Origin of the sequence: Kitasatospora sp. NPDC088160 (assembly GCF_044741445.1) — a bacterium.
Classification (GTDB): Bacteria; Actinomycetota; Actinomycetes; order Streptomycetales; family Streptomycetaceae; genus Kitasatospora.
Genome location: NZ_JBIUSS010000006.1, coordinates 272,079 through 296,366, shown reverse-complemented (window position 1 = coordinate 296,366; position 24,288 = coordinate 272,079). Strand labels below are relative to the sequence as shown.

20 protein-coding genes and 2 pseudogenes are annotated in these 24,288 nt (G+C 72.2%); 11 read left to right on the top strand and 11 right to left on the bottom strand.

What is annotated here, in order from left to right; translation table 11 throughout:
* Positions 1–12: 12 nt before the first annotated feature.
* Positions 13–186, top strand: a complete 174-nt coding sequence (locus ACIOGZ_RS11820) for a hypothetical protein (RefSeq protein ID WP_363586896.1) — start codon at positions 13–15, stop codon at positions 184–186.
* Positions 183–788 (top strand): NIPSNAP family protein, encoded by a 606-nt coding sequence (locus ACIOGZ_RS11815; RefSeq protein WP_400985716.1) that lies wholly within the window; start codon positions 183–185, stop codon positions 786–788. Before ACIOGZ_RS11820 ends, ACIOGZ_RS11815 begins: the two co-directional genes overlap by 4 nt.
* Positions 789–962: 174 nt before the next feature.
* Here ACIOGZ_RS11815 and ACIOGZ_RS11810 read toward each other — a convergent pair whose 3' ends face one another.
* The 3 genes and pseudogenes from ACIOGZ_RS11810 to ACIOGZ_RS11800 form a co-directional block, all read right to left on the bottom strand.
* Entirely contained in the window at positions 963–2,009 is a 1,047-nt protein-coding gene (locus tag ACIOGZ_RS11810; protein ID WP_400985714.1) for a glycosyltransferase, read from the bottom strand.
* 174 nt (positions 2,010–2,183) lie between these two features.
* A pseudogene (locus ACIOGZ_RS11805) lies at positions 2,184–2,750 on the bottom strand (GNAT family N-acetyltransferase).
* Positions 2,751–3,303: 553 nt separating this feature from the next.
* Positions 3,304–3,474 (bottom strand): annotated as a pseudogene (locus tag ACIOGZ_RS11800) (XRE family transcriptional regulator); the annotation flags it as partial.
* Positions 3,475–3,495: 21 nt separating this feature from the next.
* On the opposite strand from ACIOGZ_RS11800, the gene ACIOGZ_RS11795 reads away from it, so the two are divergent.
* The 3 genes from ACIOGZ_RS11795 to ACIOGZ_RS11785 all read left to right on the top strand — a co-directional run bounded on the left by ACIOGZ_RS11795 (position 3,496) and on the right by ACIOGZ_RS11785 (position 5,058).
* Positions 3,496–3,870: a hypothetical protein gene (locus ACIOGZ_RS11795; protein WP_363623839.1), complete on the top strand. Its 375-nt coding sequence runs from the start codon at positions 3,496–3,498 to the stop codon at positions 3,868–3,870.
* Positions 3,871–4,085: 215 nt separating this feature from the next.
* Complete coding sequence (locus ACIOGZ_RS11790) at positions 4,086–4,571, top strand: hypothetical protein (RefSeq protein ID WP_363586906.1); 486 nt, start codon at positions 4,086–4,088, stop codon at positions 4,569–4,571.
* 169 nt (positions 4,572–4,740) lie between these two features.
* Positions 4,741–5,058, top strand: coding sequence for a DUF4291 family protein (locus tag ACIOGZ_RS11785; RefSeq protein WP_400985832.1), 318 nt, complete (start codon positions 4,741–4,743; stop codon positions 5,056–5,058).
* A gap of 138 nt (positions 5,059–5,196) precedes the next feature.
* Here the strand turns inward: ACIOGZ_RS11785 and ACIOGZ_RS11780 are convergent, their stop codons facing one another.
* Positions 5,197–5,955, bottom strand: a complete 759-nt coding sequence (locus ACIOGZ_RS11780; protein WP_363586907.1) for a TetR/AcrR family transcriptional regulator — start codon at positions 5,953–5,955, stop codon at positions 5,197–5,199.
* A 98-nt stretch (positions 5,956–6,053) separates the two neighbouring features.
* Here ACIOGZ_RS11780 and ACIOGZ_RS11775 point away from each other — a divergent pair, with 98 nt between their 5' ends.
* A complete protein-coding gene (locus ACIOGZ_RS11775) occupies positions 6,054–6,917 on the top strand; it encodes an NAD(P)H-binding protein (protein WP_363586908.1) in 864 nt (287 codons plus the stop codon).
* A 192-nt stretch (positions 6,918–7,109) separates the two neighbouring features.
* Here ACIOGZ_RS11775 and ACIOGZ_RS11770 read toward each other — a convergent pair whose 3' ends face one another.
* Positions 7,110–7,475, bottom strand: a complete 366-nt coding sequence (locus ACIOGZ_RS11770) for a hypothetical protein (protein ID WP_363586909.1) — start codon at positions 7,473–7,475, stop codon at positions 7,110–7,112.
* Positions 7,476–7,884: 409 nt separating this feature from the next.
* On the opposite strand from ACIOGZ_RS11770, the gene ACIOGZ_RS11765 reads away from it, so the two are divergent.
* A complete protein-coding gene (locus ACIOGZ_RS11765; protein ID WP_363627655.1) occupies positions 7,885–10,695 on the top strand; it encodes an SdrD B-like domain-containing protein in 2,811 nt (936 codons plus the stop codon).
* 124 nt (positions 10,696–10,819) lie between these two features.
* Positions 10,820–11,287 carry a helix-turn-helix transcriptional regulator gene (locus tag ACIOGZ_RS11760; protein ID WP_363586911.1) on the top strand — a complete coding sequence of 156 codons (468 nt, stop codon included), beginning with the start codon at positions 10,820–10,822 and terminating at the stop codon, positions 11,285–11,287.
* Positions 11,288–11,358: 71 nt separating this feature from the next.
* On the opposite strand, the gene ACIOGZ_RS11755 is transcribed toward ACIOGZ_RS11760, so the two are convergent.
* From ACIOGZ_RS11755 to ACIOGZ_RS11730, 6 genes are all read right to left on the bottom strand, one after another.
* On the bottom strand, positions 11,359–11,961 hold the full coding sequence (locus ACIOGZ_RS11755; protein WP_331745151.1) for an ATP-dependent Clp protease proteolytic subunit: 603 nt from the start codon (positions 11,959–11,961) through the stop codon (positions 11,359–11,361).
* A 1-nt stretch (position 11,962) separates the two neighbouring features.
* Positions 11,963–12,601 (bottom strand): ATP-dependent Clp protease proteolytic subunit, encoded by a 639-nt coding sequence (locus tag ACIOGZ_RS11750; protein ID WP_363623848.1) that lies wholly within the window; start codon positions 12,599–12,601, stop codon positions 11,963–11,965.
* A 226-nt stretch (positions 12,602–12,827) separates the two neighbouring features.
* Positions 12,828–14,762, bottom strand: a complete 1,935-nt coding sequence (locus tag ACIOGZ_RS11745) for a PIG-L family deacetylase (RefSeq protein ID WP_363627656.1) — start codon at positions 14,760–14,762, stop codon at positions 12,828–12,830.
* A gap of 337 nt (positions 14,763–15,099) precedes the next feature.
* Positions 15,100–16,401: a nucleotide disphospho-sugar-binding domain-containing protein gene (locus tag ACIOGZ_RS11740; protein WP_363627657.1), complete on the bottom strand. Its 1,302-nt coding sequence runs from the start codon at positions 16,399–16,401 to the stop codon at positions 15,100–15,102.
* Between the two features lie 267 nt (positions 16,402–16,668).
* Complete coding sequence (locus tag ACIOGZ_RS11735; protein ID WP_363586915.1) at positions 16,669–18,726, bottom strand: glycoside hydrolase; 2,058 nt, start codon at positions 18,724–18,726, stop codon at positions 16,669–16,671.
* A 215-nt stretch (positions 18,727–18,941) separates the two neighbouring features.
* Complete coding sequence (locus tag ACIOGZ_RS11730; RefSeq protein ID WP_400806621.1) at positions 18,942–19,688, bottom strand: tRNA-dependent cyclodipeptide synthase; 747 nt, start codon at positions 19,686–19,688, stop codon at positions 18,942–18,944.
* 455 nt (positions 19,689–20,143) lie between these two features.
* Here ACIOGZ_RS11730 and ACIOGZ_RS11725 point away from each other — a divergent pair, with 455 nt between their 5' ends.
* The 3 genes from ACIOGZ_RS11725 to ACIOGZ_RS11715 are packed head-to-tail and all read left to right on the top strand — an operon-like array spanning position 20,144 to position 24,163.
* Positions 20,144–21,112, top strand: a complete 969-nt coding sequence (locus tag ACIOGZ_RS11725; protein ID WP_400843928.1) for a sensor domain-containing protein — start codon at positions 20,144–20,146, stop codon at positions 21,110–21,112.
* A 59-nt stretch (positions 21,113–21,171) separates the two neighbouring features.
* On the top strand, positions 21,172–23,049 hold the full coding sequence (locus tag ACIOGZ_RS11720; protein ID WP_400806623.1) for a DNA/RNA non-specific endonuclease: 1,878 nt from the start codon (positions 21,172–21,174) through the stop codon (positions 23,047–23,049).
* Positions 23,050–23,101: 52 nt separating this feature from the next.
* On the top strand, positions 23,102–24,163 hold the full coding sequence (locus ACIOGZ_RS11715) for a hypothetical protein (RefSeq protein ID WP_400806626.1): 1,062 nt from the start codon (positions 23,102–23,104) through the stop codon (positions 24,161–24,163).
* The last annotated feature ends 125 nt before the right edge of the window (positions 24,164–24,288 follow it).

Sequence of the window (24,288 nt, the reverse complement as noted above, 5' to 3'; positions counted from 1 at the left end):
TAGCCTGCGGCCATGATCGATTCCGACTTCCTCCACGGTTCCCGGGGCATGGCCGTCCGCAGACTCACCGGGGTTCCGGCCGGCGGTGACAGCCGGGCGCAGGAGTTCTCCGTGAACGGCGGACACAGCCGGGCGCTCGACCGGGTCACGGAACTCAGCCGTGTCCAGTTGCAGGACGCCTCGTGAGCATCGTCGAACTGCGCCAGTACACCCTGCACCGAGGTGCCCGCGACACTCTGATCGACCTCTTCGAGCGGGAGTTCGTGACCGGACAGCAGGCAGTGGGCATCACCGTCGGCGGCCGGTTCCGGGACCTGGACGACCCGGACCGCTTCGTCTGGCTGCGCAGCTTCCCGGACATGGCGTCGCGGGCACGAGCACTGCACGCCTTCTACTACGGGCCGGTCTGGAAGGAGCACCGGGACGCCGCCAACGCGACGATGGTGGACTCGGACGACGTCCTGCTGCTGCGCGGCCCGGGCTTCACCACCCCGGCCGACGCCGGACCGGTCGTCGCGACCATCTGCCACCCCCTGGACCCCGCCGCCTTCGCCGACCACTTCGAGCGGCGTCTGCGCCCGGAACTGGCCGTCCGGACCCCGCCGTTGGCGGTTCACCGCACCGAACACGCGGAGAACGACTTCCCCGCCCTGCCCGTACGGGCCGGCGAGGACGTCCTGGTGTGGTTCACCACGGGCGACACCGCCCCCCTGCCGGACCTCTCGACACACCTGCACTCCGCCCCGCAGCAACTGCACCTCTCGCCCGTGCGGCAACACTCCCGCTGAAGCCTGTCGCAGCGGGCCGTGGGTGGGCAGGCCGACGTCCGGCCTGACCTGCTGCGTCACCCGCCGAGCACGGGGTCGTGCGAGGTGGCGACGGCCTGCACCGCGCTGGTGCGGGCCGTCGCTCCCCGCTTTCGGGCCGGTGGCCGGCGGGAACGGAGCAGTCCGGCTGGAGGACTACGAAGCGGCCGGTGGTTCCACCCGGGCGTGCGTCTCCGGCGGCACCGGGAAGCGCCTCAACAACTCCTCCATCCAGGCGGCCGGATGGGTGGCCTTCGCCGCCCCGCCAGGGAGGGCACGCGCTTTGCGGATGCCCTCGATCAGTGCCTCGACGGCGGCCCGGGTGGTGTACCGGTCGGCGACCCACTGACGGCCCGCCCGCCGCACCTCGTCCTGGCCGGGCAGGTCGAGCAGCTCAAGGGCCTTGTCCGCCAACCGATCCGTTTCGAGCTCCGGGATCCGCCACGCGGACGGCGAGTCGAACAGTTCCGCTCCGCCGCCGGCGGCGTAACCCGTCACCAGGCAGCCGCTGGCCATCGCCTCGGCCGGCGGCAATCCGAAGCCCTCGCCCTCGGGCGCTCCCAACGCGATGAACACCGACGTGTCGGACAGGACGCGAGCGACCTCCTCGTGGGGGACCGCGTGGATGTCGGACAGCTCCACGCCCTCGAACCGCGGGTCGGCGTGCAGCAGACGGCGGAGCAGAGTGGTCTCGATCGGGCGCTTGCGGGACATCCACGCGATGCGCCGAACCCGCTCGGTCGACGCCGGTCGGAACAACTCGGTGTCAATGACGTTCGGCACCAGGTGCGGTTCGAACTCGGGCAGGGCGCGGCGGAACATGTCGACGCCCGCCTTCGAGATCGTCCACAGAGCCGGCCGGTCCGACCATCCCGGATACGGGCCGGGTTCGGGGCAGGTCAGGAAGTTGACGTAGTGCCCCTGCGAGTAGATCACCTTGTGGCCGCCGGGCGCCGGGTCGTGGCCCGGCACCACGCTGACCTCGTGCAGCACCAGCACGTCCTCGGGTCCGAGGTCCAAGGTCATGCCGGACAGTGTCGGCACGTCGTCGTCGAACCACGTGTAACGGAATCCCGGCGTGGGCGTCCAGCGGAACGCCTCGACGCCGACGGCCCGCAGCAGCGAGACCTGCTGGTTCAGCACCCGAATGCCGCCCAGCGGGAACTGGAACTCGAACGACGCGTAGATCACTCGGCCGGTCATCGTGCCTCCCTGAGAAACAACGATCGGTAGGACCAGACCACGGGGGTTACGGGCGTGGGCGGTTGGGCCGGGGAGGCGGCATCGCCTTCCCGGGGCCGTGGAGCAACGTCCGTGCACAGCGGCTGGGCCTGGCCCGTACTCATACGCTCAGGGTGGCAGCAATGCCCCCGCGTGTCACCGGCCCGACGCGGTCGAGGGCCGCCACTCTCGCCTGATCAACCCGGACACCCACGAGTCGGACACCTCGCCGTTCACGACGCAGTCTTCCCGCAACGTCCCTTCACGCACGAATCCGATCTTCTCCAGGACCTGGGCAGATGCCACCTTGCGCGTATCGGTCACGGCCTGCACCCGATTCAGGTCCAGTGCGTCGAATGCCCACTGCAGCACGGCGGTTGCGGTCTCCGCCGCGAAGCCGTGGCCCCACACCGCATCGTCGAGGCAGTAGCCCAACGACGCGCTGCGGTAGTCCGGGTTCCATCCGGTCAGACCGCACCAGCCGACGAAGGCCCCGTCAGAAGCACGGTCGATGGCCACCCGCGCCCCGGTGCCTTCGTCCGCCATCTTCCGGCACATCGCGATGAAGCGCTCGGCGCGGGCCTGTTCGGTTCACGGCGGGGAGTCCCGATAGCGCATCACATGGGTGCTGCTGTGCAGCGCGAGGAGGGAGTCCGCTTCGGCGTCGGTGAAGGGGCGCAGTCGCAGGCGAGCGGTGTGCAGAACGGGGGTGGCCAAAGTCATGCGCACCATCTTGTGCCCTCTTGGGCAGGCAGAACACCGAATATCCCTCAGTGGGTACTGACGGCCGATAGGCCGAACAGGAGGGCCAGGGCGAGCTGGAGGGTTGCGGACGCCGGGCGCCGCCGCCAGAGGCACAGACCGCCGGTGACCAATGTCGCCGTGAACGCGACGACCAACCGAGGGACAGCAGTACGGGCGCCGCATTGACGTCCGCCGAGGGCCGGACAAAGTCCATGCCCAAGCGCGGCCTGAAGGACGGCCGCGAACAGGACGACATCCAGCGCCAGCAGACACGCCACCACGATCGGCGTGCCGTTCGAGCGATCCGACCGACCAGGCCGTCGAAGCCTCATGCATCCCCCAGGAATTGCGCCGCCGCGATGACCTCCTCGGCGTGACACCGAAGACCGTACAAGCCTCCGGCGACTCGACGCGATCGGCCGGCACCACCCCGCGCCGCCTCAACCCCTGGCCCGGCTCCGCGACTTCTCCTGAACCGGCCACATGAGGGCCGTCCCGGCCGGGGCGCGGGTCAGGTGGTGCGGGCTCGGATGCGAGGCGCGCCCACGAGGTCGTCGAGGGGCACGGCGTGGACCTCGGTGAGCGGCAGCAGCAGTTCCAGGGTGGGCTTGCGGGTGCCGCCCTCCAGGCGGGAGAGGGTGCACCGTGACGCGACCGCGGATAATGGCCGTGGCCGCGGGCCGGCGGCGCCGGCGGCCTCGATCGATGGAGAGGCAGAGGACGGATGACCCTGAAGGAAGGCCGGCGCGTCAGGTTGGCCGAGGATCTCGGGATCGGTGAGGCGGTCGCCGGGGAGCCCGGGGCCGTCGTCGGGTTCCTCTCACTGGGATCCGGGATGGAGGGCACCGTCGAGCGGGTGGACGGGGAACTCCCGGAGAGCCATGAGGTTCGCGAGTACCAGCGGCTCAAAGCGCTGTTCGAGGACTACGGGCACACCATGCCGGTGGCGAGCCGCGAGCGCCTGGAGGCGGAGATCGCCGCGCTGGAGCCGCAGTGGACCGCGCACCGGGAACGGGGGAACCGGGTGACGGTCCGGGTCCGGTTGGACAACGGCTTCGTCCTCGACGGGGCGGACCAGGACATCCTCACTCCACTGTGAGGGAGGACGTCTCCGGGGCCTTCGTCAGGACGGGCGGCCGCCCGGGTGCTCGTACGCCACGCCAACTGACAAACGATGGACGGGCGTTGCGAACGGTGCGGTGAACGGCGCGGGACGCACCGTCCATCGTTTGTCTGTCGGCGCGGCGCATCGTTCACCACGGCGCGGGACACCGCCCGCGCCACCCACCGAAGGCACACGGAATCGAGGGAACCATGCGTACCTCCGCACGCTTCGCGGCGCTGGCCGCGGTAAGCGCCATCGGGCTCGGCACCATCGCCACCGGCACCGCCCAGGCCGCCCCGGCCACCGCCCAGGCCACCACCCAGGCGGCCCGGAGCACCACGGTCCACCTGCACAACGGGACCGGCTGCTCGCTCTACCGGACCGGCTACGCTCTGGCCCACGGCATCTGGACGCAGGGCCAGGAGCCGCCGCAGACCCTGGGGAACACCGGCGACGCCACCTTCCAGTCGGAGAGCAACGGGTTCCTGACCGGCACCGAGGGCTGGGCGACGTTCAGCACGTACGGCTGCGAGGAAGGCTGGCGCAACAACAACACCGTCCAGCTGCACTGGGCCAACCCCTACACCGGTTCCAACAGCTACGACGAGAACGGCACCAGCAGCGTCTTCCGCACCACCCGTGAGAGCGGCTCCGGCGACAACGCCGACGTCTACTGGGGCGTGTGGAAGAACTGATCCCGGCCGTCGGGCACCGCCAGGGTCGCGCAAGCGCCGCCAGATAGTCCAGGATCTGTCCGGCCCCCGCCCCCCGGCGCCTGTATCGGGTGATCCGGCGCCTGTACCGCCGCACCGCTCGCCGCACGCCGCCGCCGCATGAAACGCATGAAAAGACGGTGCCCCGCCACTGGGTGCCGAACGGCCCGGGCCGTTCGGCACCCGCCGGCCGGCACCGCCGGGAAGCGGAGGAACCCGGGAACACCTCCACCACGCGCTCACCGCAGGTGCCGCAGCGACCGCCGAGCGCCGCACCAGCGGCCTCGCCGGCGAGGCCGCCGAGCGCTACGCGGAGCAGTGGATCGTCTCGATCGACAACGTCACCGCACTCGCGCACACGGTCCAGGCCCAGGTGAGGGACGGGGCTCTGGATGCCGCCCGGCAGCTCCTTCCCGCCGAGCGCCCCTATCCGGCGGGCGACGCGCTGCTGAACCACCTGCGCGGCTGAGCCGGTCCCGAGCGCTCGGGGCCACGGGCTGCTCGTTCCGTCGCCGTCCACCAGGGCAGCTCGCGACGGTCCGAGACGTGGTGCACCATCAGTTGACACCGGGGCCGGGGTAGCGTTGCCCGGTCCAGCCGCCGGTGGTCAGCCGTCGGCGGCGAGGCGGTTCAGCCACTCCCCCAGCAGATGCTGCTCGGCGCCGCTGAGCGTCGTCTGTTCGGGCAGTGCGGCGCGCAGGGCGCGGGCTGCGCCGGCCGGGCCCGGCTCGTTCACGGCCGGCTGCCGGTTGGTGACGGCGGCGACCATGCACTCCCGAAGGGTGGTCAACAGGGCCGGGTCGCGCCGGTCCCGGGGCAGGGACAGCCAGGTGAGCACGGCGCCGCGCGCCGTGGCGTGGATGATCTGGGCCGCGAGTTCCTCGTCGACGCGGAGCCAGCCGCCGACGGCGAGGCGTCGGATGCGGCCCATCAGGATCTCCATGCCGGCCTTGAAGGCGGCCGAGGTGGTCCCGGTGGGTTCGGTGTACATCAGCGTGTACAGCGCGGGGTTGGCCAGACCGAACTCGACCGCGACGTCCCAGCCGGCTCTCAGGTCCTCGATCGGGTCCCGGGGGTCGGGGTCGACGTGCTTGGTGGCGAGGAACGCGGCGAAGCCGTGCTCGGCCACGGCGTCGAGCAGCCCGTCCTTGTCGCCGAACAGCCGGTAGATGGCCGGCGGCTGCAGGCCCGCCGCATCGGCGACCGCGCGGGTGGTGACCGCGTCGCGGCCCCCGCGCGTCAGCAGTCCGATGGCGGCCTCGATGACCCGCTGCCTGGTCTGCTCCCGGCCCGGGGAGGCGGGGGCGGACTCAATGGTGGACGCGGTGGCGGTGGCGCCGCCCCTGTCGCGTGAAGGCGATGGCATGAATCAACGATACCGCACCACTGGTTCCATCGTTATTATCGGCGATACCTTGAAAGTGTTTCCACTGGAACCATCTCGTCGCGACACGGGAGCACATCATGATCATCGTGACCGGAGCCACCGGACAGCTGGGGCGTCAGATCGTCGAGAGGCTGCTGACGCGCGTACCGGCGGCACGCATCGGCGTCAGCGTCCGCGACCCGCAGAAGGCGCAGAACTTCGCCGACCAAGGGGTACGGGTACGCCAGGGCAACTTCACCGACGCCGCCGGCCTCGCGCACGCCTTCGAGGACGCCTCGCAGGTCCTCGTCGTCTCCGTCGACAAGATGGGCGAGGAGTGCGTCAGGCAGCACCGCACCGCGATCGAAGCGGCCGTCACGGCGGGCGCCCGTCGCATCCTCTACACCAGCCAGATGGGGGCCGGCGCGACGTCGCGCTTCCAGGCCTGCCGCGACCACGCCGCCACCGAGGAGGCCCTGCGCACCTGCGGCGTGCCGTTCACCTCGCTGCGCAACGGCTTCCACGCCACCAGCGCGGCGCACTTCCTCGGCAACGCGGCACAGTCCGGCCGGCTCGCGCTCCCCGCGGACGGGCCGGTCGCCTGGACCGCGCACGCCGACCTCGCGGACGCAGCCGCCGCCATCCTGGCCGACGAAGGCCGCTTCGACGGCCCCACGCCGCCGCTCACGGGCCGACAGGCGCTCACCTTCGACGACATCGCCGCCATCACCACCGAGCTCACCGGCCGCACCGTCACGCGGACCACCGCCCCCGACGACCAGTTCCGCACGCAGCTGACGGGCCAAGGCGTCCCCGCGGAAACCGCCGACCGGTTGCTCGGCATCTTCGCCGCCAGCCGCGCCGGTGAGTTCGCCGCCACCGACCCCACCCTGGCCGACCTGCTCGGCCGCGATCCCGTCACCCTGCGCACGGTGCTGCGCGAGCAGCTGTCCGAAAGCTGATCCACCGAGGGCGCCGGGTGCCGGATGCCGGTGCCCGGTCCTGGCCGCTCGGCGGCGGTCGGGCTTCGGGCCGCCGTCCGCGCCCCGCCTACGCCGCCGTCCGGGACCGCCTCCCGGACGGCGGCCCGGACGGCAGGGCACCCCGCTCCTGAGGGAGCGCCCCGGGTGTGCCGGCCCAGCGGAGTCGCCCGGTCAGGAGACGCGCTTCAGCTGCCAGGCGTTGTTGTTGAGGCTCGGGTTCGACCAGGCGACGCAGCTGCTGGTGTAGTACGAGCCGGTCTGGACCCAGCCCGCCGGCGGGTAGGTGGTGGAGCAGGCCTGGACCACGGTGCCGACGGGCAGTCCGGTGAGCTGCTTCATCTGCTTGATGTTCGGGCTGAAGCTCTGCGTGCCGCAACTGCTGCTGTAGCCCCAGCTCACGTCGACGTAGCCGGCCGGGGTGAGAACGCTTCCGCACGAGGTCGTGACGTCGCCCGGGGCGGCCTGGGCGGGCGCGGCGGTCAGGGCGAACGTCGCCGCGGCGCCGGCGATGGCCATACAGGTGCGAAGACGGATCATGGGCGAAAGCTCCTTCTGATCACGGGTGGGTGGCCGATCAGGCCGTGGAGCCATTCCTACGGTTTGATCACCGGCTTCGGATAGCGGCTTTCAGGCCTAAAGGCCCCCCGGGCAGGACGGCGTCCGGGCACCGGAACGGCGGCGTGGCAGGGGCGGCGTTGTGGTAAAGGGCGTTGTGGTCGACGCCGTCGGGCGGGACTGCGGGGAGTTGCGGATCCGCTCCGCCGCGGGGGTCCGGACGCTCCGGGCATCGGGATTTCTCCTGCGGTATGCGAACTTGTGCGGTCGTATCCGAACTTGATGCGATTTCCGGCCCTTCACCTGTCACACACACCAGTGAATGCGCCCCGAAACCAGGACGTGGACGACCGGTTGTCGCTCTCCTGGGGGTCCTGTCCGGATCGGGCAGATGTCCGCCGACCATGAGAGTGGGGATCAGGTGGGGACGAGAAGGAGAAGGAAGGGCGTCGCGCGGGCCGCGGTGCTCGCCGCCGCGCTGTGCGGCGGCGGGGCGCTGACGGCGCCGGCGGCGTTCTCGCAGACGGAGGACGGGACGGTGACGGTCCGGGTGATCCGGGCCGTGGACTCCTCCGGGGTGTGGACGCCCGCGCTGGAGCCGGGGCTGGCGGGCGTGAAGGTGACGCTCACCGGCGAGGCGCGGGCCCACGTCGAGGGCACCACCGGGGCCGACGGGACGGTGACGCTGGCGCCGCCGCGGAGCCGGGAGCACGGCGGCACGTACCGGGTGCAGGTGGTGAATCCGAAGCCGGGCGTGCTGTTCCCGGCGTTCGCCTCGCGGCAGGGGCTGGACGGCGCGCCGAACCAGCTGAGCTCCAACGAGGAGTTCGTCGACCTCTCCGACGGCAAGAACGTCTCGTACACCACCGGGCTGTGGTACCCGGGGGACTACTGCCAGCAGAACGCGCCGCTGGTGACGACCTGCCAGAACACCACCTGGGGAGGCGGCGCGCAGCGCACGCTGGTGTCGTTCCCGTACCGCGCGCGCGGCCAGGACGGCGTGGACGTCAACGTCACGAACCTCGCCACCGACGCGCAGACGGGCACGCTCTACGGCATCGCGTGGAACAAGGCCGACCGGCGGATCTTCTCCTCGGCGGCGGCCAAGCGCACCACGGACTACGGCCCCGGCGGCGCCGGCGGCATCTACGTGACCGACCCGGCGCAGGGGCGGACCACGCTGTTCACCACCGTCCCGGACGCCGGCAGCACGGCGCACGGACCGGGGACGGACGACGCGTTCCTCGTCGCGCCGGGCAAGGAGAGCCTCGGCGGCCTCAAGGTGACGAACGACGGCAGGGACCTGTTCGTCGTCAACCTCAACACCCGCACGCTGTACCGCTACGACGCGACCGCGCCGACGGCCGCGCAGCCGAGGGGCGTCTACCCGGTCCCGGACCCGGGCTGCGCCTCGGCCGGGGACTGGCGGCCGTTCGGCCTGGGCCTCCAGGACGGCGTCGGCTACCTCGGCGGGGTCTGCTCGGGCGAGTCGACGGGCAAGGCCTCGGACCTGCGGGCGGTCGTGCTGCCCTTCGACCTGGCCACCGGCCGGTTCCGCGCGGCCGTGCTGGACCAGCCGCTGGACTACCCGCGCCAGTCGACCGTCGGATCGGGCCCGTGCGACGGCGCGGGCTGGTTCCCGTGGACGAACACCTACCCGACCACGCAGAACGGCCAGACCTGCGCCGGTTTCCGCGCGCAGCCGGAGCCGGAGCTGGGCGAGGTCGGATTCGAGACGGACGGCTCGATGCTGCTGGCCTTCCGCGACCGCATGGCCGACCGGGCGACGGGCCAGTCGGGGTCGGGCGCGGCGGTGGGCGAGGTGCTGTCGGGCGGTGACCTGAACAAGGCCTGCCTGAGCGGCGGCACCTACGTGCTGGACGCCAACACCGGCTGCGGGCTCTCGCCCCGGGGCGCCCGCTTCTTCGACACCAGCCGGATGGGCGTCCACCACAACGCGGCCTACGCCGGGATGGCGCTGTCCAAGGTCGAGAACACCATCGGGACCTCCGGGTTCGACCCCAACAGCACGGCCTTCGGCTACGGCACGTCGTTCGTCCAGCGCGACGGCAGGCAGGACCCGGCGTTCGGCCTGCGGCTCAACCCGGCGAACGTGCCCGCGCCGTTCGGCAAGGGCGCCTCGATGGGGGACCTGGAGGTGCTCTGCGACCAGGCGCCGCTGCAGATCGGTAACCGGGTCTGGTACGACGCCGAGCACAAGGGCATCCAGAAGCCGGGCCAGCGCCCGGTAGAGGGCGCCACCGTCCACCTGTACGACGGGCCGGGGAAGCTCGTCGGCACGGCGCGGACGACGGCGCGCGGCGAGTACTACTTCGACGACTCGAACGTGGACGGCGGGCTCAAGCCGCACACCAAGTACACGATCCGGCTGGACAATCCCGCCGACTTCGCCGAGGGTGGCCCGCTGTACCAGTGGGTGCCCACCCGGCACGACGTCGGCGACAACCCGTTCATCAACTCCAAGGGCGTCGTCCCGCCGGGCGGAACGTACGCCGAGCGGGAACTGACCACCGGCGGGCCGGGCCAGGACGACCACACCTTCGACTTCGGCTTCCGGCCGCAGGAGGGCGCGCTGACGCTGGTCAAGCACGACCAGGACGGCAGGCCGCTGGCCGGGGCGACATTCCAGCTGTGGCGCTGGAACGGCGGGCCCGGCTGGCCGCAGACCGCCGGCGGGCACCAGGACTCGCCGGTCGGCGATCCCTGCACCACCGGGGCGGACGGCATCTGCCGGATCGTCGTCGGGCCGGGGACGTACTACTGGGTGGAGGTGAGCCCGCCCGACGGCTACGCGGCGCCGGCCGTCGCGGTCTTCGGGCCGCTGGTGCTCACCTGCGAGACCCTGGACGACGGGATCACGGTGACGGTCGTCAACCGGCTGCTCCCGTCGGCCGGTTCGGGCGCGGCCCCGTCGTCGCCGGATGCGGTCTCGACCCCGCCGCCGACCCCGCCGCCGAGCCCGACGTCGTCCTCGGTGGCGGCGGTGGCGTCCTTGTCGCCGCCGTCGCCGCCGTCGCCGAGCGCCTGGCCGTCCCGGCCCGAGGAGCGGCCCGGCGGCGCGCTGCCGACCACCGGGGCCGGCAGCGTGCTGCCGCTCGGCGTGACCGGTGCGGCGGCGCTGCTGGGTGCGGGCGGCGTGCTGGTCGTGGTCGCGCGCCGGCGCGGGGCGCGGCACGCGTAGTGGAACCAGGCCGGGCCCGTGGCGAGTTCGACGGCCACGGGCCCGGCCGGGCGGCCCGTACGGCTTCACCCAGGGCAGAACGCCACTCCCTTCCCCTGGTGCCCCGGATCCCTAGGCTGGAGGGGTGAGCACTCATGCGCCGAACGAAGCCCGCGTCATCCCCCTGCGCCCGCACACCTCGTCGCCCGGTTCCGGCGGGGCGACCCGCGCCCCGCAGCGGCCGGCGGGAGCGTCACCGGCGCCCGCGCCCGCGCCGAGGGAACCCCTGTGGCGCGACCTCGTCGGCGACGCGTTGCGCCGCGAACGGCTCGCCCAGGAAAGGACGTTGAAGGACGTGGCGGAGGCGGCCCGGATCTCGATCCCGTACCTGTCGGAGCTGGAGCGCGGGCGCAAGGAGGCCTCCTCCGAGGTCCTCGCGGCCGCCGCCCGGGCCCTCGGGTTCGGCCTCGCCGACCTGCTCTCGCTCGCGCAGGACGAGCTGACCCGGCACACCCGGAGCCAGATGGGCCGGGGCGCGGTGGGCCGAAGCCGGTTGGACCGGAGCCGCACGTCGCCCACGGCGCAGTACGACGGGCTCTGCCTCGCCGCCTGATCGGACCTGCCCCGACCGACGGCCGGTACGACGGTGGCGCGCCCCGCCGTACCGGCCACGCCCGCGCGGAGTCAGCCGAACGCGAGCCGTCGGCTCAGCACCTCGTCGGCGAGCCCGTAGGCGACGGCCTCCTCGGCGGTGAACACCTTGTCCCGGTCCATGTCCGCGCGCAACGTCGCCACGTCGTGGTGCGTGTGCCGGGACAACACCTCCTCCACCTGCGAGCGGGTGCGGACCATCTCCTTCGCCGCGAGGCTGAGGTCGGACACCGTCCCCTGCCGGCCGCCGCTGGCCGGCTGGCCGAGCAGCACCCGCGCGTGCTGGAGCACGAACCGCCGCCCGGGGTCTCCGCCGGCCAGCAGCACCGCCGCCGTCGACGCCGCCTGACCGACGCAGAACGTGGAGATCGGCGCCTGCACGAACGTCATCGTGTCGTAGATCGCCATCAGCGAAGTGAACGATCCACCGGGCGAGTTGAGGTAGATCGAGATCTCGCGTTCCGGGCTCTCCGACTCCAGGTGCAGGAGCTGCGCGATGACCACGTTGGCGACCCCGTCGTCGATCTCGGTGCCGAGGAAGATGATCCGCTCGTTCAGCAGCCGGCTGAAGACGTCGTAGGAGCGCTCGCCCTGCGCGGTCCGCTCGATGACGTAGGGAACCGTGTACGACCCCATGTCACAGCCCCATCCGTCGGCGCGACGCGGCCGGGCGGATGTCGGCGACCGACTCCACCACCCGGTCCACGATCCCGTACTCCCTGGCCTGCTCGGCCGTGAACCAGCGGTCCCGGTCGCCGTCCCGCGCGATCGTCTCCTCGCTCTGACCGGTGTGCTCGGCGGTGATCCGCTCGATGGCCTTCTTGGTGAACTGGAGGTTCTCCGCCTGGATCTCGATGTCCGCGGCGGTGCCGCCGATGCCCGCCGATGGCTGGTGCATCATGATCCGCGCGTTCGGCAGCGCGAACCGCTTGCCGGGCGCCCCCACGGTGACCAGGAACTGGCCCATGCTGGCGGCGAACCCCATCACCAGCGTCGAGACGTCGTTCGGGATGAGCCGCATGGTGTCGTAGATGGCGAGCCCCGCGGTGACCGACCCGCCGGGGCTGTTGACGTACAGGCTGATGTCGGTGCGCGGGTCCTCCGCCGACAGCAGGAGCAGCTGCGCGCACACCCGGTTGGCCGACACGTCGTCGACCTGGGTGCCGAGGAGGACGATCCGCTGGGCGAGCAACTGCGCCGCGAGGTGGTCGTCGAAGCGGCTGGGCGGCGTGCCGCCCTCCTCCGCGCGGGGCGCGAGCGTGGTGAGGGGAGTCATCCGGTCTCCTTGTCGAGATGCCGAGGTGTCGAAGTGTCGAAGTGTCGAGTCGAGGTGTTGAGGCGGGCTTGCCCTCGACTCCACTCTTGACCCCGGGAGACCTCCGGATGCGTTTTCTCTGCCCGCCGCAGATTCGCCACGGGCAGAGGCGACGGCCCGGGCCCGGCTGCGCACGGCCCGGCGGCCGGCCGGGAGAGCCCCCCGACCGGCCGCCGGGCGGGACCGGTCAGAGCGGCAGGCCCTGCCAGCCGCCGAAGGTGGTGGGCGTCGTGCCCGTGCGGTAGTAGACGCGGCCGTCCGAACCGATCGCGAACACGTGGAGGACGCCGCCGCCGTCGACGAGTGCGGCCGGGTAGTCGAGGACGGTGCCGCCGAGGTCCTGCCAGGTGCCGTAGCCGGAGTTCGGGGCGGTCTGGGCGGTGGTGCTCACGCCGCCGCCGCGGTTGCGCTCGAACAGGACGACCCGTCCGCCGACGGTGGCCGCCGCCGGCTCGCCCACTCCCCCGTCTCCGCCGAGGGGGGCCGGGGACTGGCTCCACTCGCCGCCAGGCCGGGTCTGGTAGCTGACCAGCATCGCGCCGGTGCCGGCCTCGCGGTAGGCGAGTTCGATGCGGCCGTCCTGGTCGAGCGCGGCCTTGGGCGGGCTGGCCGGCCGGGCGCCCGGGATCGGGCCCGGGCCGCCGAAGGCACCGTTCGGGGCGCCCTGCCACCAGCCGAGGATTCCGGTGCGGGTGCTGGCGAACACCTCGATCGCCCCGACGCCGTTGCGGATCGCGGTGACCGGGTCCTGGAGGTCGGTGCCGCCCAGGTCCGTCCACGTGCCCGTCCACGCCCCGCCCGGGGTGGTCTGCCAGATGCTGCTGAGGCCGCCCCCGCCGTTCTTGACGAACAGTTCCAGCCGCCCGTCCTGGTTGCCGGCCACCACGGGCACGCCGACCTGGTCCTCGTTGCCGAGTCCGGTGTTGGGGTTGCCGTGGTCGGCCCAGCTGTTCCACCACCAGCCGTTGGGCGCACCCTGGGGCAGGGAGATGATGTGGTGATCGGTCAGGCGGCGGGCGAAGACCTCCAGCCGGCCGTCGGCGTTGGTCCCGACCGCGATGCCCGGCGCCAGTCGCCCGCCCGGGTCGGCCATCCGCACCGGACCGCCCCAACTGCCGTCCGCCTGGCGCCAGTAGGTGTAGAGGGCGCCGGCCCGGACGACGAAGACCTGAGGCCGGCCGTCCTGGTTCAGCCCGGCCCAGGAGGTGCCCCGCGACCAGCGGTAGTACATCCGGGAGAACCAGGCGTCGGAGTAGTTCCCCGAGTGGTCGTGGCTGGCGTACTCGGAGACGAACACGCCCTTGGCGCCGGTCGTCGCCGGGTCGAGGTTCACCGGGGAGTCGCTGATGTTGTAGTCCCGGTAGTTCACCTGGATCAGCGGGCCGCCGTACAGCAGGGCCGCCTGGCCGGCGAACTTCGCGGCGGAGACGTGGTCCGAGTGGTCGCCCGAGTAGCGGCTGTCCGGGAGTTCGTCCTGGGCCCGGAGCACGGTCGGCTGGTACGTCACCATCAGCTGCCGCAGCACCTCGACGACGTCCGCCGCCGTGTAGGTCGACGGCCCGGACAGCGGGCTGCCGACCGGGACGACCGTGGTGTCGGTGCCGCCGGCCAGGACTGCGCCGAGCCCGGCGTCGTGCAGGTTGAGGAAGATCAGGTGCACCGGGCGGCCCTTGAGGACGTACCGTTCGACCTGCTTGCCCGCGACCGTCCACGCCTCGGCCGTCCAGTGCCCGACCTCGTCGGTCGCCGGGTCGGTGTCGCCGACCCCGGTCATCCGGGAGTAGGCGTTGATGGCGCCCATCTGCCGGTTCCAGGTGCGCAGCGGCTCGCCGGCCGTGTCCCAGCAGGACGTGGCGCACGGGTCGCCGGTCGCGTTGCCCGCGGTGACGAACACCGTGACGGACGGGGTGCCGATGGCGAGCGCGTTGGACAGGTCCGGGTTCATGAACAGGATGTCGTCGTCCTCGTGCGCGACGACCTGCATGAACAGCGGCCCGGAGGGGGCGGCCGGGGCCGCCCCCACGGCCGCGGCCGCGCGGGTCGCGGTCCCCTTGGCCAGGACGGGCGCGGCGAGGGCGGTGAGCGCGACGGAGGTGAGGAGTTGCCGTCGTCCGATTGCCATGTGATTCCCCCCAATTCGAGATCGGCATGTGATCACGCCAGGACGAGGCTAGCGCATATCGGGAAGGCAATACCCTGGACCGCATCGCGCAAATTGCCATCGGGGGAAGTCAATTGACGCATCATCAAATTACTTCAACCGCTCCCCGCCCATCGGGCCTCTTTCCGGACGATCCCGTTCCTTTCGGAGATGGAATCGGCCCAGCGAGCGATAAGACGACAAGCCGAGTCCAACCCGTGCGGCCGGGTGGGGCAGGAGGCCGGTCGCGCGAGGTGACGGTGTGTCGGCAAATCCCGCCGGTCGATCCTCCCGAGCACCCGGCGGCGCCCCGCGGCGGTCAGCCGAGCGAGTCCACCAGTTCGGCGATCGCCGTCAGCGGCTGGTGGGCCGCGAGTTCGGCGGCCAGGTCGGCGGCGTTGGCGCGGTAGGCCGGGTCGGCCAGGACCAGGTCGACGGCCTCGCGCAGCTCCGGCTCGCCCGGGCGCCCGGTGCGCAGGTCGATGCCCACACCGCGCCAGGCCACCCGGGCGGCCACCTCGGGCTTGTCCTCGCTGCCGCCCGCGACCACCAGCGGCACCCCGAAGGCCAGCGCGGTGTGGACACCGCCGTAGCCGCCGTTGCTGATCAACACGTCGGCGTGCGGCAGGAGCCGGTCGAACGGCAGGTAGCCGGCGGCCCGCACGTTGTCCGGCAGGCCGCCGAGCGCCTGCGCCAGCAGCTCGGGCCCGTCCGGGCGGACCGTGGCCGCGACCACCAGCAGGTCGGGGCGGTCGGCCAGCGCCCGCACCGCGGGGACCAGCAGCTCGGTCAGGTCGTCATTGGCCAGGGTGCCCTGGGTGACCACCACGACCGGGCGGTCGGAGGCCAACTCCGGCCACCACTGCGGCAGTTCCACCTCGCTCCGGTTCTGCGGCGCCAGCGCGCCGATGTAGCGCAGCGAGGCCGGCGCGTCGCTGCGCGGGTACTCGAACCCCGGGACGGTCAGCTGCAGGTAGTGGTCGGGCCCGGTGACGGCGGCGTTCACCCGTGGCCCCGGCGGCAGTTCGGCCCCGACCCCGGCGAAGACCTCGGCCGCGTACTGCCGCAGCGGCTCACCGCGCAGCGCCGCCTCGGCGTTCAACTCCCGGTTGCGGGCCAGCCCCTCCGGTCCCGCCTGGGGCGCCAGCGCAAGCCCGAAGGGCGCGGTGTCGACACTCTGCAGCATCGGCGGGGACACCCCGATGCCCACCACGGCCGGCCGCTCGCCGCGCGGATGGGCCAGCGCCAGAGCCACCGCGCCGTGGAAGAAGCAGTCACCGAGCACGACCGTGGCCGGGAACTCCGCCAGCAATGCGCGCAGCGCCCGGTACTGCACGGGCACCGGGTCGATGAAGATGTTCCGGGCGTCGAAGGCCAACCGCTGGGGCCCGGGCGGCAGTTCGGCCCGCCCCGGGAAGGAGTCGTTGATCCGGCGGTCGTCGAAATCCGCCTCCGGCGGCAGGGCGACGAAGCGCGCCCCGGTCTCCTCGGCGGCCCCGGCGAACCGCGCCCCGCCGAGGAAGACCACCTCGTGCCCGCGCGCCACCAGGTCGGCGGTGATCGCCAGCATCGGCGCGGTGTGCCCGTGCGCGGGCATGGCGGCAGTGATGATCCTGGACATGTGAAACCCCCCATAGTCGTTCGTCGGCCGGTCCGTACGCACCCCGTGGTCGCCCCCGCGCACCCGGCCCACAGCGCAGGCTAACCCACCACGCCGCGTCCGCCCGGCACCGACACCGGCGGCGGGACGGCGGGGCGGCGGGGCCAGGCGGGACGGGCGGGGGTACCCGTCCCGCCGGCTCGTCAGGCAGTCAGGCAGTCAGGCAGTCAGGCAGTCAGGCAGTCAGGTCCTCAGCTGGTCAGCTCCTCAGCTCGTCAGCCACGGTCGTCAGGAGACCACGTCAGCCGGGCAGAGCCGCTGGGTGCCAGGGCGTCCGCGCACGGTGGCGTCCACGCAGCCGCCCGGCAGGCCGTCGTGGACGGTGGTGCCGAAGTTGGCGGTGACGGTCAGCGTGCCGTCGCCGAAGACGGTCCGCTGCACCAGGTGGTCGCCGGTCAGCCAACGGAAGGAGGTCAGCTGCTGGGCGCCGGCCGCCTGGTGCAGCGGCGCGAAGTACTGCTGCAGGGCGGCCAGTTCCCGAAGGTTCTGCCCGTCGTGCGGGTCCTTGTCGCTGAGCACGAAGTTGAGCGGGGTGTTGTCGAGCATCGCCAGCAGCGCACGCGTGGTCTTCTGCTCCGGCAGCTTGCTGAAGGGCAGTTCCCAGCGTTCGACGTTGACCAGCGAACCGTGCAGCGCCGTCTCGTACAGCGGCACCCGGTACCGCGGGTCGTACATCGCCTTCAGGGCGGCGGCCACCCGGGCCTGGTGCTCGGGCTTGAAGTCCGTGGTGCGCACCGGCTTGAAGAAGGTGGCGGCGGCCTGTTCCGGGGCGTAGCCGCCCCAGGCGCCGTCGTCCTTGGGGTCCTGCGGCCCGTTGTCGAAGTGCCCGGACTCCATCGCCCACAGCCGCCCGTCCACCGGGGTGCCCGAGCCGTGGTCGAAGGCCAGCACCTGGTTGGCCCAGGAGCCGGCGGACTCCGAGCCCAGGACCAGCGGGGCGGGCCGGCCCGTGGACGCGTCGTACGAGCCGTCCGTCAGGCGCCGCATCCGGGCGAGCCGGTTGGCGCGGTCCTCGTCCATGGTCATCGCGTGGCCGGGGTCGAAGTCCTGGAAGAGCTCGCCCGCCGCGTCCACGTCGAGGAAGTAGCTGTCGGCCCCGTTGGCGACCAGCGAGCGGGTGCGGTCCGCGAGGTAGTGCTGCTGCGGCTCGGCCTGCTCGAACGCCTGCGAGCTGAGGTAGCAGCCCTTCTTGTGGAAGCCGGGTTGCGGTGTTCCGTCGGCCCTGAGGACGCAGAACCGGGGGTAGACGTCGTCCGGCCAGACGGAGTTGGGGGACGAGTCGTCCGTCTTCTGCTGGCCGTTGGCGAAGGAGTCGTACGGCCCGACCAGGTAGCCGGCGGCCTCGGCGGCCTTGACGTCCTCGCCCGTCATCGGCGAGTCGTCGGAGTCGTAGCCGAGCCAGAGCCGGGAGACGCCCAGTTCCTTGAGCCGGTCGAGGTAGGCGGGCCGGCGGGCGCCGCCCCAGGCGTAGGCGTGGAAGGCCCCGAGCAGCTTCGCGGTCTGCGGGTTCTGCTTGATCTTCTCGCTCAGGCTGCCCAACTGCCCGTGCTCCGAAAGCCAGTTGCGGTAGTCCACGGCCGGGGCCACCGGGGAGCCGTCGGTGAGGGAGAAGGCCACGGTGTACGCGCCGGTGCCGTTCCCGGCGGAGAATCCGTGCTCGGCCGTGGCCCGCAGCCGCCCGTCCTGGGAGGCGAACGTCAGCGACGTGCCGATGTCGGTGGGGACGATGTAGCTGACGCCGGCCCGGCCGGAGCGGAGCGTGTAGCCCCACATCGGCATGGACAGCTGCGAGCTCAGCTCCTGCTCCTCGCCGACCAGCGCCCCGTCGGAGGAGTTCCAGAACGGGTCGTCGACGGGAACGGACAGCCCCTCGCCGCGCGGGAGCTGGACCTCGGCGGCGGCCGGATCGGTGGCGGTCACCGGCCACCGCACCGAGGTGTCGCCGCCGCTCCCGGTGAGGGCGGTCCCGGTGAGGGTGACCAGCAACCGGCCGTGATCGGCGCGGACTTCGGCCCGCAGGCCCTTCTCCGGATACGACCAGGCGGCGCCGCTCGCCGTCCTGACCGGGGCGCTCGCCCTGCCCAGCCCCTGGGCGGCCGGAGCGGACAGCAGGACCACCCGCCCGTCCTCGGTCCGGGCCTCGGCCCGCAGCGTGGCCGCGTCGATGGTGGCGGTGCCGCCGCGCACCGGCACGTCGACGCGCCCGTCATGGACCCGCACCCGCATCGGCGAGGCGGAGCTGCCGGTGGCGCTCGCCACGGTTGCGGACACCAGCGCGGTGGCCATGGCGAGGACGAGAACGGCGCGCGGAACGTGTCGGCGGGCGGGGCCCGCAAGGGATGACGTATGAGTACCGGTGTGCATGACACAGTGATACGGAGGACTCCTAAGAAGTCCTTAAGAACCGACCATTGACCACCGGTCATGCTGACGCGGCACCCGAGCTTGAACCTGCCGGTCCTGCGGTCCGGCAGAGCGCTCGGTGGGGCGAGGGACGGCCGTCAACGCCTCCGCAGATCGAGCGAGACGACGGTCAGCCGACGCAGTTCCTCCGGGGCGTCCGGGTGCCTCCCGTCGGTGACCTCCGAAAGGGTGCCGAACGAACCGGGGTAGACCATGACAGAAAGGCCTTCCTGGACAAGACACGCGAATATTGCGGACTCCTCCAGAAAGTACTGTGCGGACATTTCGACCCGCCTCTCCAGGTCGGCCTCGGCAAGTTGGCCGGAATTCCTGGTGTGGAAGCTCCGCCCGAACGCGTCCACGGACTCCCGGAAGTTCCGGTCGGCCCGGTGGTAGTCGGTGAGGCTTCGATGGTGCTTTGCGTAGGAATCCCACCGCTGTACTTCGGAGCAGCGCAGGAACGTGAATTCGGTCTGCTCGCGTTCGGCCGCGAACAGGGCCCGGGTGTCGGCGATGAAGCGGTCGCCCAGGGCCAGCGCCCGGGAGAGCGCCTCGTCCTCCGGCAGGCCCCGGGTGGACGCCAGGGTGATCCGGTGGATGCTGTCCCCGACCAGCACCGTGCAGCGGGGGAACCGCCTGGCTATCCAGCGGAGCATCGCGGCGATCTTGCCCGGAGCGAAATTGCCGTTCTCCAGACTGACGCCGAGGAAGCACTGCCCCTGATCCGCCAGTCCGGTCCGCCGGGCCGGAGGGGAGACTGAGTCAACACTCGCCTTGTAGAAGGTTTTCGGTTGATTCTCGGAAATTCCTGATATGCCGACAGGAGTCTGTTCGTAAGGAGGCATGCGAAAACCCCTCCGGGCCATCGAACGAGTGAGCGACGATCGGTACGGGGTCGACGTTAGATTTCGTCTGACTGATCGTCAAATTGCTTCAACTCACCTACGAAACAGGGGCAGTGGGGCATGGGCGTGACAGAGGCCCTGACCTTGACAGACAGCCGATGACAACGGGGACGACCGTCGCGGGGGAGCCGGCGGCCCGTCAGCGCGCGGCTTGTCCGAGGCCGTCGAGGATTCGGCAAACTGGCACTCGCCCTGCCCGACGAATGATGTCCACGGCCGCCGCCGACAGCGCACCACCCACCGGCAGCCCCTGGGAGCTCCGATCCTTCGGCTCTGCGCGGCACGACACGGGTTGATCCAACTTCGGGGCTCTGGGTGTCAGTTCGCGGTTTCGGCGAAATGCTCAGACGGTCCTCAAATCCGACCGGAAGGTCTTGCCCCGCCGCGTCGGATGAGTGACGGTATGTACCGGCTTCGTTTACAGAACGCAACCTGAGTCGCCCGGATGGCGGCGTGTCGTGGGGGAGATCAGCGTGGCCGAAGACGCCGACTACATCATTTCGCCGCCGACGGGCCCGGGCGGTGGTGGCCCGGCAGGCGCTGGGGCCCGTCCTGCTGGGCCGCCTTCGGCATCCGGCGCGGCGCCGTCGCCGTCGCCGTCGCCGTCGCCGCAGTCGCAGTCGCAGTCGCCGGTTCCGCAGCACGCGCCGACGGCAGGCCCGGGCAGGCCCCGGCTCGCTCGGGTACCGCGCCACTGGCAGCTGATCGTGGCCGCGGTCGTGCCCTGCCTCGTCCTGGCCGGCGTCGGGTGGTGGCTCTGGCCGCAGCAGCCGACGAGCCTGCCGCCGCACGTGGCCGCGGGTACGGTCCAAGCGGACCTCGTGAGCCCTGACAGCGTCAGTCGGCTGGCCGGGACGACGCTGGTCGCCGGCCCGCAGTCGAACCGTCCGCACGCCCCGCTCGCCGTGTCGCCGTCGGAATGCGCCGTCGCGGCGGGACCGACGACCCAGTCGGTCTACGGACAGGCGTGGACCGCGTTCCTGTCGGCGACCTACCAGGACGCGGGGGCCACGGGTGCCTACACCGTGAACCAGGTCATCGGCGTGTTCCCGGACAGCGAGAAGACCGGCGCGGCCTTCCAGGCGCTCACCGACGGTCTCACCAAGTGCCCGTCCTCGACGGTCACCGACCAGGCAGGTCGTACCGCGAAGTGGGCCTACACGGCCCACCCTCCCACCGAGGTCGCCGTGGCGTGGACGGCGGCGCAGGACGGCGCACAGGACGGCGGCGCGCAGTGGGCCTGCCACCACCAGGCGCGGGTGAAGGGCACGAGTCTGGTCCAGGTCGCCGTCTGCCAGGCGGGCGACGGCCAGCCGACCACCGCGAAGCTCGCCGACGAGCTCACCGAGAAGGTGAGCGGATGACCGCGTCCCCGTACGGCCCGGCCGCTCGCGGCCGGCGAACCGTACGGACGACTGTGCGGATGACCGTACGGACGACCGTACGGCGATTCGTTCTCCTGGCGCTGGCGGCCGTGCTGGTGCCGGTCGTCGGCGCGGGAGCGCCCGCGTTCGCGGCCACCGGCGCTGCGGCCGTCCTGGCCCAGTCGGGCGGCGTCGCCCTCCTGGTCCCGTCCGGGGACGTCGCGGCCGCCTCGGCGCAGCTCATCCGGGAGGTCGAGGACTTCAACCGGCAGGAGGCGGAGATCGCGCAGCAGGAGAAGGCCGTGGTCGCCGAGGCGGAACAGATCACCAAGGATGCCGCAGCCCTGCGCAACGACACCGCGGCGTTCGAGAGCAAGGCCGCCGCCGCGAAGCAGAAGGCCGGCAGCTTCGGGACGCGCGCGGCGGCCCTGGCCTCCAGGATCGATGCCCACAACAACAAGCCGCACACCTTCGAACTGCCCGCGCAGGCCGCCGCGTCCAGCGCGTACGACGCCGAGGCGAGCGAACTGAGGACCGAACAGGCGCAGCTCCAGGCCGAGAAGGGCAGCCTGGAGAACGAGCAGTCCCAGCTCGGGCAGGAGGAGTCCAAGCTCAGTTCCAGGCAGTCCCAGCTCAGCGCCGCCGCCAAGGCCCAGGAGGCGAAGGCCAAGGAGCTCCAGGCCAAGGAGCAGCAGCTCCAGCCCCGGGCCCAGCAGTTGCTCCAGCAGATGGCCCAGGCCACCCAGAGCCTCGCCGACAATCCACCGGACCCGGCGGCGGCGATGGACCAGGGCGGTGACGCGGCCGCCCCTCCACAGCACCGCGCTCACGCCCCGTCCCAGAGCCAGAACCGGAGCCAGAACCAGGGTCAGAGTCAGAGCCAGTCCCAGAGCCGGAGGCGGGGGGTCGACACCGTCGACACGGCCGACGCCGCCGGCACCGCCGACAGCCCGTACCAGCAGCCGCGAACCTCCGCCCTGAAGGCCTACGCGAAACAGGCCGGCACCACCGTCGACATGCGCCCGGGCACGGCGTACCTGCTGCCCGAGGCCGTCGGGCAGCTTCCCGCCGCACAGGCGGCGCAGCTCGGCAGCCCGTCCATCGCCTACGACGGGCTGGTCCGCAAGCCCGACGGGAACTACACGGCCCTCCAGGTGCAGATGCCGGGGGCTGCCGCGGCCCCCGCCCTGGAGGTCTTCAGAACCGCCATGGACCGCCGGGGCCGGCTCGTCGCGTACAAGGCCGGCGTGAAACTCGTCATCGACGAGATCAAGACCGTCCAGCCGGCGCCGGAGCCCCCGGAGACCGGCCCCGGGAGCCCGTCGCCCTCTCCTTCCGGCAAGGCCGCCTGCCTGACCCAACCCCGGGGCAGGCCGAGCGGCAGCGGATGGATCCTCAACACCGAGCAGCCCGTGCCCAGTCGCAACCGGACCGCGGGCCCGAGCCCCTCCGGCTCCCGGGCCCCCGCGCCGGCCACCAGGGCCGGCAAGGCGGAGGCCTGCCTGACGAACCCCCTGGTCAAGGGGGACGAGGCCGGCGGCGACATCACGGGCTGGGAGGACGCGAACGCGCAATCCCCCGGCGGCGGCCTCGCCCGCTGCCACCTGATCGCCAACGTCCTCGGGGGAAGGGGCAGTCACAAGGAGGACTGGATCAACCTCGTCCCGTGCTACCAGCTCGGGATGAACATCAAGGGGATCAGCATGAGGATGTTCGAGGCCAGGGTCCAGAAGGAGGTGAACGCGCTGTCCGCGGACGGGGACGCCGCCGTGTACTACGTGGTGACGCCCCTCTACCGGGACGACGGCAGCACGATCCCGTGGGGCGCGAGCATGAGCGCCACGGTTCAGCTGCCCGATGGCGCGTCATGGCCCGTCTTCAACGAGCAGACCCTCCTGAACGTCCCCGGGGACGGCGGGCCCAGTCTGGGGAACTGAGACCGGGAGACCGGGACAGGGGAACCGAGACCGGTACGGCTGGGAGGCCGGAATGACCCGCACCACCCCGCCGAGGCCGGATGACATCGTGGCGGCCTTCCCACGGCTGGCCCCGCTGGCCCGGACGGCGACCCGGCTGCACCCGCGGCCCGGATCGCCGTCCCCGCGGGAGAGCTCGGTCGGAGGTCCGCTGCTGTGGCCCGCCGCCGAGCCGTGGCCGCACTGCGAGGGCACGCACCGGGTGCCGGCCGTGCTGCCGGCGACCTCCCCGGCGGATGTCCGGCTGTTGCGCGAGATCCGGGCGGCCGCCCGGTCCCGGCCACCGGGCGCCCGCGCCTACACCCCGCAGGAGCGCGCCGTGCTGGCTCGGGCCGGCGCCGGCCGCCAGTGCCCGCCGTGGCCGGTCGCGATGCTGGCCGTGGCCCAGCTGTACGTCCGCGAGGTGCCCGACCTGCGTCCGCCCGAAGGCGCGGACCTGCTCCAGGTGCTGTGGTGCCCCTTCGACCACCCCTTCGACCACCCCTTCGACCGCCCCTGGGGGAACATGCCGAGGACCGAGCTGTTCTGGCGGTCCGCCACCGCGGTCGGCGAGGTCCTCACCGCGCCTCCGCAGCCGCCCGCGATCCAGTACGAGGACTACCTGCCGCAGCCGTGCCTGGTCTCCCCCGAGCAGGTCACCGAGTACCCGCTGGCGGTGGAGCTCGACCCGGACCTGCGCGCGCAGGTCCGGGCGTGGAGCGCGCGGCGGAAGACCGGCGCGGAGCCGGACAGCGCCTACGACGGGGCGGAGGACGGCTACTACGACCGGGAGTTGTCCGTCGCCCCCGGTTGGAAGGCCGGCGGCTGGGCTCCCTGGAGCTTCACCGATCCCGCTCCGCAGTACTGCCGCGCCTGCGGCTGCCGGATGGACCCGATGCTGACCATCGCCACGAAGGAGCACCGCGCAGACGTCCACAGCTGGATCCCGTACGAGGACCGGGCCGCCGCGAACCGGGACGCCGTCCACCCCGATCCGGCGGCACCGACCATGATCACCGTCGGCGACGGGTACAACCAGCAGATCTACGCGTGCCCGGCGGCCCCGGACCACCCGCACGCCGCACTGCTGCAGTAGCCGGCCGGAGCCGCCGCGCTGCGCCCGGGCCGACGCCCCGCGACCCGAACGGAGTATGCCGCGCCCGGAAACTCGGCAGCGCCCGCCGCAGGCGACGGGCAGCGGGAACGGCCGCGCCGGTGCGT

Bases quoted from the DNA above. Each gene is read 5' to 3' on its own strand.
- ACIOGZ_RS11720 (WP_400806623.1), top strand. From the start codon at position 21,172: ATGACCGTACGGACGACCGTACGGCGATTCGTTCTCCTGGCGCTGGCG.
- ACIOGZ_RS11780 (WP_363586907.1), bottom strand. From the start codon at position 5,955: ATGCCATCGCCTTCACGCGACAGGGGCGGCGCCACCGCCACCGCGTCC.
- ACIOGZ_RS11795 (WP_363623839.1), top strand. From the start codon at position 3,496: ATGACCCTGAAGGAAGGCCGGCGCGTCAGGTTGGCCGAGGATCTCGGG.
- ACIOGZ_RS11790 (WP_363586906.1), top strand. From the start codon at position 4,086: ATGCGTACCTCCGCACGCTTCGCGGCGCTGGCCGCGGTAAGCGCCATC.
- ACIOGZ_RS11745 (WP_363627656.1), bottom strand. From the start codon at position 14,762: ATGGCAATCGGACGACGGCAACTCCTCACCTCCGTCGCGCTCACCGCC.
- ACIOGZ_RS11820 (WP_363586896.1), top strand. From the start codon at position 13: ATGATCGATTCCGACTTCCTCCACGGTTCCCGGGGCATGGCCGTCCGC.
- ACIOGZ_RS11730 (WP_400806621.1), bottom strand. From the start codon at position 19,688: ATGCCTCCTTACGAACAGACTCCTGTCGGCATATCAGGAATTTCCGAG.
- ACIOGZ_RS11765 (WP_363627655.1), top strand. From the start codon at position 7,885: ATGTCCGCCGACCATGAGAGTGGGGATCAGGTGGGGACGAGAAGGAGA.
- ACIOGZ_RS11740 (WP_363627657.1), bottom strand. From the start codon at position 16,401: ATGTCCAGGATCATCACTGCCGCCATGCCCGCGCACGGGCACACCGCG.
- ACIOGZ_RS11755 (WP_331745151.1), bottom strand. From the start codon at position 11,961: ATGGGGTCGTACACGGTTCCCTACGTCATCGAGCGGACCGCGCAGGGC.
- ACIOGZ_RS11715 (WP_400806626.1), top strand. From the start codon at position 23,102: ATGACCCGCACCACCCCGCCGAGGCCGGATGACATCGTGGCGGCCTTC.
- ACIOGZ_RS11770 (WP_363586909.1), bottom strand. From the start codon at position 7,475: ATGATCCGTCTTCGCACCTGTATGGCCATCGCCGGCGCCGCGGCGACG.
- ACIOGZ_RS11775 (WP_363586908.1), top strand. From the start codon at position 6,054: ATGATCATCGTGACCGGAGCCACCGGACAGCTGGGGCGTCAGATCGTC.
- ACIOGZ_RS11810 (WP_400985714.1), bottom strand. From the start codon at position 2,009: ATGACCGGCCGAGTGATCTACGCGTCGTTCGAGTTCCAGTTCCCGCTG.
- ACIOGZ_RS11750 (WP_363623848.1), bottom strand. From the start codon at position 12,601: ATGACTCCCCTCACCACGCTCGCGCCCCGCGCGGAGGAGGGCGGCACG.
- ACIOGZ_RS11735 (WP_363586915.1), bottom strand. From the start codon at position 18,726: ATGGCCACCGCGCTGGTGTCCGCAACCGTGGCGAGCGCCACCGGCAGC.